Origin of the sequence: Acidovorax sp. HMWF018, from assembly GCF_003061035.1 — a bacterium.
In the GTDB taxonomy this organism is placed as follows: Bacteria; Pseudomonadota; Gammaproteobacteria; order Burkholderiales; family Burkholderiaceae_C; genus Acidovorax; species Acidovorax delafieldii.
This window is the reverse complement of the sequence record NZ_QAIM01000252.1, coordinates 7,492-15,775: the sequence shown is the minus strand read 5'-3', so window position 1 is coordinate 15,775 and position 8,284 is coordinate 7,492. Positions and strand designations below refer to the sequence as shown.

The 8,284-nt window shown below is 67.6% G+C and carries 9 protein-coding genes and 1 pseudogene; 5 read left to right on the top strand and 5 right to left on the bottom strand.

Features of this window, described 5'->3' with window-relative positions; translation table 11 throughout:
• A pseudogene (locus DBR23_RS09195) lies at window positions 1-412 on the top strand (hypothetical protein); the annotation flags it as partial.
• A gap of 94 nt (window positions 413-506) precedes the next feature.
• Here DBR23_RS09195 and DBR23_RS09190 read toward each other — a convergent pair.
• Window positions 507-998 (bottom strand): MarR family winged helix-turn-helix transcriptional regulator, encoded by a 492-nt coding sequence (locus DBR23_RS09190; protein WP_108498043.1) that lies wholly within the window; start codon window positions 996-998, stop codon window positions 507-509.
• 71 nt (window positions 999-1,069) lie between these two features.
• Here DBR23_RS09190 and DBR23_RS09185 point away from each other — a divergent pair, with 71 nt between their 5' ends.
• Window positions 1,070-1,879 carry a siderophore-interacting protein gene (locus DBR23_RS09185; protein ID WP_108498042.1) on the top strand — a complete coding sequence of 270 codons (810 nt, stop codon included), beginning with the start codon at window positions 1,070-1,072 and terminating at the stop codon, window positions 1,877-1,879.
• A 37-nt stretch (window positions 1,880-1,916) separates the two neighbouring features.
• Here the strand turns inward: DBR23_RS09185 and DBR23_RS09180 are convergent, their stop codons facing one another.
• Complete coding sequence (locus tag DBR23_RS09180; protein ID WP_108498041.1) at window positions 1,917-2,804, bottom strand: LysR family transcriptional regulator ArgP; 888 nt, start codon at window positions 2,802-2,804, stop codon at window positions 1,917-1,919.
• Window positions 2,805-2,881: 77 nt separating this feature from the next.
• Here DBR23_RS09180 and DBR23_RS09175 point away from each other — a divergent pair, with 77 nt between their 5' ends.
• Entirely contained in the window at window positions 2,882-3,499 is a 618-nt protein-coding gene (locus tag DBR23_RS09175; RefSeq protein WP_015012115.1) for a LysE/ArgO family amino acid transporter, read from the top strand.
• A 242-nt stretch (window positions 3,500-3,741) separates the two neighbouring features.
• Complete coding sequence (locus DBR23_RS09170; RefSeq protein WP_108498040.1) at window positions 3,742-5,322, top strand: ABC transporter substrate-binding protein; 1,581 nt, start codon at window positions 3,742-3,744, stop codon at window positions 5,320-5,322.
• Between the two features lie 180 nt (window positions 5,323-5,502).
• On the opposite strand, the gene DBR23_RS09165 is transcribed toward DBR23_RS09170, so the two are convergent.
• The 3 genes from DBR23_RS09165 to hpaI all read right to left on the bottom strand — a co-directional run bounded on the left by DBR23_RS09165 (window position 5,503) and on the right by hpaI (window position 8,045).
• Window positions 5,503-6,126, bottom strand: coding sequence for a glutathione S-transferase family protein (locus tag DBR23_RS09165; protein WP_108498039.1), 624 nt, complete (start codon window positions 6,124-6,126; stop codon window positions 5,503-5,505).
• 76 nt (window positions 6,127-6,202) lie between these two features.
• Window positions 6,203-7,180 carry a 2-dehydropantoate 2-reductase gene (locus DBR23_RS09160; RefSeq protein WP_108498038.1) on the bottom strand — a complete coding sequence of 326 codons (978 nt, stop codon included), beginning with the start codon at window positions 7,178-7,180 and terminating at the stop codon, window positions 6,203-6,205.
• A gap of 34 nt (window positions 7,181-7,214) precedes the next feature.
• The gene (gene hpaI / locus DBR23_RS09155) at window positions 7,215-8,045 is read right to left on the bottom strand and encodes a 4-hydroxy-2-oxoheptanedioate aldolase (protein ID WP_108498037.1); all 831 of its coding nucleotides are present in this window, start codon (window positions 8,043-8,045) and stop codon (window positions 7,215-7,217) included.
• Between the two features lie 113 nt (window positions 8,046-8,158).
• On the opposite strand from hpaI, the gene DBR23_RS30425 reads away from it, so the two are divergent.
• Window positions 8,159-8,284, top strand: a 126-nt coding sequence (locus tag DBR23_RS30425) for a hypothetical protein (protein ID WP_233250356.1), incomplete at its 3' end; no start/stop codon positions are given.

The following is an 8,284-nucleotide window of genomic DNA, read 5'->3' as shown; positions in this document are numbered from 1 at the left end:
GGGCCTGTCCAGCGGGGGCTCCGGCAGCGACTCCAGCGTGCTGGGCGACATTGCCGGGGGCGCGGCCGATGCGCTGGGCAGCGCCGACGAGGGCGCCGTGGTGGTCGTGCCCGTGGTGGCCATCTTTCTCATCGGCGCGGCGCTGATCCTGGGCGCGGGCTCGCTCGCCATGCTGTTCTTTGGCTGGGATGTGCTGCTCACGGTGGCGGTGGAGATCGCCTTTTCAGTGGCCACGGCCCGCGCTGCTGTGGGGGTGGAGCGCGAGGGCTGGCTCAGCGCCGCCGTGCGGCTGACCTGGAAGCCGCTGCTCGGCGCGCTGGTCTGCGCCGTGCTGCTGGGCGCCACCATCGACCATTTCCTGCCCCATGTGCATTCGCTGCCCGAGGCGTTGCGGGTGATCCAGGGGCGCTGATTTGCTCCTTATTTGATAGCTGCCAGGGCATGTTGCACTAGCGCTTGAGGCAAAAATCCCTTCAAAGAGCGTCGGAAGCGCCTCCGAGGGGCCCCTAGCGCGAGGACCGGCCCCTGCCGTGGCCGCAGTCCTCGCCAGTCTCCAGCGGCGGCAGCGCATCCAGGTTGGCCCGTACCCGCGCCAGCAGGGCCAGCAGCTGCGCCTGGGTGGCGTCGTCGCAGCCCGCCAGCACCTGGGTCGACAGGGTCTGCCGCGCGGTCTGCAGCGCCTGGTAGAGCGCCTGGCCCTCGGCGCTCAGCGTGAGGCACAGGCTGCGCCGGTCCTCGGCGTGGGGCTGGCGCTCCAGCCAACCCTTGTCCTGCAACAGGCCCAGCATACGTGCCACCTGGGCCTTGTCGGCGCCGCTGTGGCGTACCAGTTCTTTCTGTGTGGCGCCGGGGTGGCGGCCGATGAAGTTCAGCGCGCGCACTTCGTTGAAGGTCAGGTCCGGGTGCACGGAGGTCATGGCGCGCACCATGCGCGCCCGGTAGGCATGCATCAGGTCGTGCAGGGCTTCAAACACATCGGGGCGGGCGCGTGGGGGCATGGCGTGGCTATCGGTTGACAAAGTCAACTGAATGGCGGATGATTTGGTTGATTAAATCAACATTTTACGCCATGAACGCACCTCTGCCCCTGGCCACCACGGCCCCCTTCCTCACCATCGAGCGCATTCGCCACCCTTTGCAGGGCCGCCACCTCCAGGTGGTGCGCCGCACCCAGGTCAGCCCCGGCTTTGTGCGGCTGACCCTGGCCGGCCCCGAGCTGGCAGGGTTTGTCAGCGCCGGGTTTGACGACCACCTCAAGCTCATCCTTCCCTCACCCGGGCAGGACCGCCCCACCTTGCCCACGCTGCAGGACGGTCGCCCCGTGTTTGACGGCCCCCGCCCCGTGCTGCGCGACTACACCCCCGCGCGCTTTGACGCCGCTGCGGGCGAGCTGGACATTGAAGTGGCCCTGCACGACGCAGGCCCCGCCACCGACTGGGCCGCCAGCGCCGCCGTGGGCCAGTGGGTGGGCATTGCCGGGCCGCGCGGCAGCATGGTCGTGCCCACCGGGTTTGACTGGCACTTGCTGCTGGGCGACGAAACCGCGCTGCCCGCCATCGCCCGCCGCTTGGCCGAGCTGCCCGCCAGCGCGGTGGCCACCGTGCGCATCCAGCTGAGCAACCCGGCCGACCAGCGGGTGTTGACCAGCGCGGCGCAGGTGGATCTGCAGTGGGTGAGCGCGCTGCCTGCCGCTGTGGAGGCGTTGGCGCTCCCCACCGGCGCGGGCTTTGTCTGGGCCGCTGGCGAACACAGCGACATGGCCGCTGTGCGCCGCGCCATGCTGGCCAAGCCGGGCGTGGACCCGAAGCGCATGCGCATCTCCGCTTACTGGAAGCGCGGCGCGGCGGACCACCACGAGGACCTGGCGAGCGCTGCGTAGTCGGCCCTTGCTTGCTACATCCCTCTCGACTTTTCTCTCAGCGCAGCAGCGTCAGCGCCGCCGCCTTCTGCACCGCCTGCGTCACGTGCTGCAGCGCCTGCACATTCAGGCGCCAGCACTGCCAGTACAGCGGCACATCCACGGGCTTGTTCGCAATCAGTTCGACCAGGGCGCCAGTCTTCAGGTCATCCTCCACCAGTGGGTCGGGCGTCATGCCCCAACCCAGGCTGGCGCGGGTGGCTTTGACGAACGCATGTGCCTCGGGCAGCCAGTGCACGGGCGGTGCCAGCTTGCGGCGCGTGATGCGGCCCACAAAACGCGCCTGCAGCGCATCCTTGCGGTTGAACACCAGCATCGGTGCCTGCGCCAGCGTGGTGGCGTTCACCCCTTGGGCAAAGTGGCGCTCCATGAACGCAGGGCTTGCGAGCGCCCGGTAGCGCAGCGTGCCCAGCGGCAGCACCTGGCAGCCCTGCACGGGCTGCGGGTCGGCCGTCACGGCGGCCATCACGCGGCCCTCGCGCAGCAGGTTGGCCGAATGGTCCTGGTCTTCCACATGGATGTCGAAGGTGATGGCCTGCCCCTCGGCCGCCTGCGCCATGGCGTGGGGGAACCAGGTGGCCAGCGAGTCGGCATTCACACCAATCGCCAGCCGCGTGGTGCTGTGCTGCCCGCCGCCAATCGTGGCCAGCGCATCGGCCTCGCTCAACGCCACCTCGCGCGCATGGCGGTACAGCGCCTGCCCGGCCTCGGTGGGCGTGCAGGGCGTGGCGCGGCGCACCAGCACCTGGCCCACGCGCTCTTCCAGCAGCTTGATGCGCTGCGACACCGCCGAGCGCGTGACATGCAGCACGGCCGCCGCCCGCTCGAAGCTGCCCTCATCGATCACCGTGGCAAAGGCGTTGAGCTGGGCGGAGTCGAGTTGCATAGGTGGTTAGCCATTCTGACGGATCGTTAAAAAGTATAGCTGGCGTCAACGCAGGCCCTTGGCCAGAATCCGTGCCCATGGTCTCCACTGCCTTCGTTCACGGTTTCACCTCCACCGCCATGCTCATCATGGCCATTGGCGCACAAAACGCGTTTGTGCTGCGCCAGGGCCTGCGGCGCGAGCATGTGATGCCCGTGGTGCTGGTGTGTGCGCTGTCGGACGCGGTGCTGCTGCAGGTGGGCGTGTGGGGCATGGGTGGCGTGCTGCTGGCCCGGCCTGAATGGGCGCAGTTCATGCGCTGGGCGGGGGCGCTGTTCCTGTTGATGTATGCGGCACAGACGGCCGCGCGGGCGCTGCGCCCCGGCCAGTTGCTGGTGGCCACCAGCGGCCCCGGCACCAGCCTGCGCACCACGCTGGCCACGGTGGTGGCGCTCACATGGCTCAACCCGCATGTGTACCTGGACACCGTGGTGCTGCTGGGCACCATGGCCACGCCGTACCCGGCCTGGGGGCGTGCGCTGTTTGCGGCGGGTGGCTCGCTGGCCAGTGCGCTGTGGTTCCTGCTGATCGGCCTGGGCGCCCGCTGGCTGGCGCCGTTGTTTGCCACCCCGGCGGCGTGGCGGGTGCTGGATGGGGTGACGGCGACCACCATGCTGGTGCTGGCGGGGGTGATGGCTTGGGGCAGCGCTGGATAAGGCCCCGCGGCCCAGCGCGCTCTGGTTTGGGAAGAGCTGCGAGGCGTGAAGCGCAGCAATAGCTGGTGCTATTGCGAGCATTCGCAACGCGGCAGATCGCCCAAGCAAGAGATGCGCTGCCCGCGAGGCCTTGTGCAGCGTTGCCTTAAGCTAAGAAGAATAAGTTCGTTTTCTAAAAGCGCCGCTTGGGGGATAGTCTGGCCATTCAGCATCTTTTGGCTTTTTTGCCTATCCTCCCGTCCATGCGCTTCAAACACCTTCTCCTGGCCGCCGCCGTTGTTGCGGCCCTGCCCCTGGCCGCACAGTCCGCCACGTTCCGCTGGTCCCGCTCGGTGGACATTTCCACCTGGGACATCCACACCCAGAACGTGGGTGTGAACAACACCATGCACGGCGCGGTGTACGACACGCTGGTGGAATACAACAGCAAGACCTTCAAGCCCGAGCCCTCGCTCGCCACCGAGTGGAAGCTCATCAAGCCCACGCAGCTGCGCCTGACCTTGCGCAAGGGCGTGAAGTTCAGTGACGGCAGCGAGTTCACCGCCGACGACGCCAAGTTCTCGCTGGAGCGTGCCAAGGCCAAAAGCTCCAACTTCGCCGTCTACACCCAGGGCATTGACCGTGTGGAAAAGGTCGATGCCTACACCATCGACATCCACTCCGACCTGCCCAACCCCGTGCTGGTGAACCAGCTCACCGAGCTGCGCATCATGAGCAAGGCCTGGGCCGAAAAGAACAAGTCGGTCGAGCCCAAGGACATCAAGACCAAGGACGAAAACTTTGCCCACCGCAATGCGCTGGGCACCGGCCCCTACCAGCTCAAGCAGTGGACGCCTGACCAGCGCGTGGTGCTGGAGCCCAACCCCCACTGGTGGGGCAAGGGCAAGTACCCCACCAACCTGACCGAGATCGTCTACACCCCCATCAAGGCCGACGCCACGCGCACAGCGGCGCTGCTGTCGGGGGAGGTGGATTTTGTGATAGACCCCAGCCTGCAGGACCTGGCGCGCATCAAGCAGACGCCCAACCTGCAGGTGCTGGAGGGGCCGGAGTACCGCACCATCTTCCTGGGCCTGGACCAGTTCCGCGACGAGCTGCCCGGCTCGGACGTGAAGGGCAAGAACCCGCTGAAGGACCTGCGCGTGCGCAAGGCGCTGTACCAGGCCATCGACATCCAGTCCATCCAGCGCGTGGTGCTGCGTGGCCTGGCCCAGCCCACGGGCACACTCATCGCCAACCAGGTCAACGGCTGGACCAAGAAGGCCGACGTGCGCTACCCCTACGACCCCAAGGCCGCGCAAAAGCTGCTGGCCGATGCGGGCTACCCCAACGGGTTTGAGGTGGACTTTGCCTGCAGCGCGGGCCGCTATATCAACGACGAGCAGCTGTGCCAGGCCATCACCTCGCACTGGGCCAAGGTGGGCGTGAAGGCCAAGCTGCGCTCGCTGCCGTTTGCCACCTATTTCCCGATGATCCAGCGCAACGAAGCCAGCATCTACCTGCTGGGCTGGGGCGTGCCCACGTTCGACGCGTTCTACAGCCTGCAGTCGCTGGTGCGTACGACGGGCGCGGGTGGGGACGGCAACTTCAACCTGGGCCGGTTCTCCGACCCGCAGATGGACGCGCTGATCGAGCGTGTGAAGAAGGAAACGGACACCGCCACGCGCAACGGCCTGATCGAGCAAGCGCTGATCAAGGAGCATGAACTGGTGTCGCACATCCCGCTGTACAACCAGGTGATTCCGTGGGCGGGCACCAAGAAGGTGGACATCATCCACCGCGCGGACAACCGCATCGACTGGCGGTATCTGAAGGTGAATTGAGAGTGACAACCCCCTGAGGCACTTCGTGCCTTCCCCCTTCTCTCGAATTGCTGCGCAATTCGGGAAGGGGGACGCCGCCAGCGCGGCGGGGCGGCCCTTGCGCGGCGGCCCTCGCCTCGGCCCCGCCAGTTTCAAACGCCGCGCATCCAGACGGCGTTGATGTAGTGACTCAGCAAAAACTCAGGCCATTGCGCGCTGCACGGCGGGGCGCTGCAGCATGCGCTGCGTGTGTGCAAACACCTTCGGGAACTGGGCGATGTCCACGCCGTCGCTGTGCAGCCAGGTGCCGATGGTGAACAGGTAGCCGTCGGCCACGGTGTACTGCTCGCCCATCACCCAGGGCCCCTGGTCCGCTTGCGGCAGGTAGTGGGTTTCGATGAGGTGAAAGCACTCGGTCATGTTCTGCGGCACCTTGCGCTGCATCGCCGCCTGGGCTTCGGGCTCATCGGCCCAGCGGCTGGCGCGGGGGCGATGGGCATGGGCGATGTGGACGGTGGACGCAAGGTAGCTGTGGAACTCTTGCAGGCGCGCAAAACCATGCGCGTCGGCGGGCGCCAGGCGCGCTTTGGGAAAGCTCTGCGCCACATAGGCCAGCAGCGCCGGGGTTTCGGTCAGCGTGCCGTGCGGCGTGGCCAGCGCGGGCACGCGGCCCTTGGGGTTCACCGCCAGGTACTCGGGTGTGCGTTGCTGGCCAGCGGCGAAGTCCACGCGCACCAGGTCGTAGGGGGCGCCCGCTTCTTCCAAAGCGATGCGAACGGCCTGCGCGCAGGTGCCGGGGGTGTAGTACAGCGTGAGTTGGGTCATGGTTGGTTTGCTATGAATTAAATAGCTGCTTGCGCATATTCCACTAGCGCCTGCAGCCGATTTTGCTTGAAATGACTCAGTACAGGCCCCGCGTGCGCGCCATCAGCCGCGTGAGGCCCAGCAGGGCGTCGGTGTGCGGCGTGGGCGTGTGGGTGATCTGCCCCAGCTCGCGCACCGCGCCCACCAGGGCGTCGATCTCCATGGGCTTGCCCGCCTCCACATCCTGCAGCATCGAGGTCTTGAATGCACCCAGCTTGCGCGTGACGGCGTGGCGGTCCTCGGGCTGCTGGTCGATGGGCAGGCCCAACTGGTCGCCGATGGCCTTTGCTTCCAGCATCACCGCGCTGACAAAGCCGCGCACCAGCTCGTCGTCCAGGATGCGGTCGGTGGTGGCGCCGGTGAGGGCGCTGATGGGGTTCATGGTGAGGTTGCCCCAGAGCTTGAACCAGATGTCCTTCTGGATGCAGTCGCTCATTTCCACATCGATGCCGCCGCGCTGCAGCGTGTCGGCCAGTGCTTGCAGGCGCGGGCTGCGGCTGCCGTCCGGCTCGCCCACGATGAGGCGGTTGCCAAAGTGCTGGCGGACGAAACCCGGAGCCTCCAGCGAGCAGCTGGTGTGCACCACACTGCCCACCACGTTGCGCGCCGGGACGGCCTGGGCAATCACCCCTCCCGCGTCCACGGATTCAAGGGCATGCCCCTGCGCCGCACCGCCAAAGCCGTCGAGGAACCACCACGGCACGCCGTTCATGGCGGTCAGCACGATGGTGTCGGGCCCGATCAGCGGCGCCATGGCACGCGCCACGTCGGGCAGACCGGGGGCCTTGACGGCGACCACCACCAGGTCTTGCACGCCGAGTGCGGCCGGGTCGCTGTGGGCTGTGACGGGCACCTGCGCCAGCGAGCCGTCGGCGCGCCGCATGCGCAGCCCCTCGGCCTGCAGGGCGCGCAGTGTGTCGCCCCGCGCCACCATGCTGACGGTGTGGCCCGCTTGCGCCAGGGCCACGCCCAGCCAGCCGCCGATGGCGCCCGCGCCGTAAATACATGCTTTCATGGATGTCTGTCCTTGGGTCTGAAAGAGGAAAAGTTCAGTAGCCTGCGGGCCGGGTGGGGGCGGCGTCGGTCGCGCTGCGGTAGCGTGCCAGCAGCTCCTGCGCAGCACTCACCAGCAGCATGGTGTCCACGCCCACGGCCACAAACAGCGCGCCGGCCGCCAGCCACTGGCGCGCCTGTGATTCGGTGGTGGCCAGGATGCCCGGCGCTTTGCCTGCGCGCAGGATGCGCGCAATGCCGTCATGGATGGCGGCCTGGACGTCAGGGTGCCCCGGGTTGCCGGGGTGGCCCATGGAGGCCGACAGATCGGCCGGGCCGATGAACACGCCGTCCACCCCGGGCGTGGCGGCAATGGCATCGAGGTGGGCCATGGCTTCCACCGTTTCTGCCTGCACCAGCAGGCAGATCTGCTGGTTGGCCTCGTGCACATACTGCGGGTACGCCTGCCAGCGCGACGAACGGGCCAGCGCGCTGCCCATGCCGCGCACGCCTTCGGGCGCATAGCGCGTGGCGCGTACCAATTGCTGGGCTTGCTCGGGCGTATCGACCATGGGCACCAGCAGGGTCTGGGCGCCGATGTCCAGGTACTGTTTGATGAGGGCCGTGTCACCCACCGGCACCCGGGCGATGGGGTGGGGCGCCTGCACGCCTGGTGGCAGGGCGCTGGTGGCGCTGGCGATGGCCTGCAGCTGGTGCAGGATGGAGCGCAGGTCGTTGGGCGCATGTTCGCCATCGACCAGCAGCCAGTCGTAGCCGGTGCCTGCGAGGATTTCGGCGCTGTAGCCGTTGGCCAGCCCGAGCCAGAGGCCGATTTGCGCCTGGCCTTGGGCCATGGCCTGTTTGAAGCGGTTGATGGGTGTCTGCAATGTCAACTCCGTACGGTGCCAAGCCCGCCATCGTACGGGCTGCGGCGGATCGATGTGGGCATGGCCGCTATAGTCGGCTGCCCCTGCATCGGGGCGCCTCACCGACACCTGCCATGGCCAAAGAAAAAACCACGTTCACCTGCACCGAGTGCGGCGGCACCAGCCCGCGCTGGCTGGGCAAATGCCCGTCCTGCGGCGCCTGGAACACGCTGATCGAGCAGGTGGCCGAGGCCGGGCCG

What these genes read in the sequence shown, in the direction of transcription:
- DBR23_RS09170 (WP_108498040.1), top strand. Translation starts at nt 3,742, where the DNA reads ATGCGCTTCAAACACCTTCTCCTGGCCGCCGCCGTTGTTGCGGCCCTG.
- DBR23_RS09180 (WP_108498041.1), bottom strand. Translation starts at nt 2,804, where the DNA reads ATGCAACTCGACTCCGCCCAGCTCAACGCCTTTGCCACGGTGATCGAT.
- DBR23_RS09160 (WP_108498038.1), bottom strand. Translation starts at nt 7,180, where the DNA reads ATGAAAGCATGTATTTACGGCGCGGGCGCCATCGGCGGCTGGCTGGGC.
- DBR23_RS09190 (WP_108498043.1), bottom strand. Translation starts at nt 998, where the DNA reads ATGCCCCCACGCGCCCGCCCCGATGTGTTTGAAGCCCTGCACGACCTG.
- DBR23_RS09175 (WP_015012115.1), top strand. Translation starts at nt 2,882, where the DNA reads ATGGTCTCCACTGCCTTCGTTCACGGTTTCACCTCCACCGCCATGCTC.
- DBR23_RS09165 (WP_108498039.1), bottom strand. Translation starts at nt 6,126, where the DNA reads ATGACCCAACTCACGCTGTACTACACCCCCGGCACCTGCGCGCAGGCC.
- DBR23_RS09185 (WP_108498042.1), top strand. Translation starts at nt 1,070, where the DNA reads ATGAACGCACCTCTGCCCCTGGCCACCACGGCCCCCTTCCTCACCATC.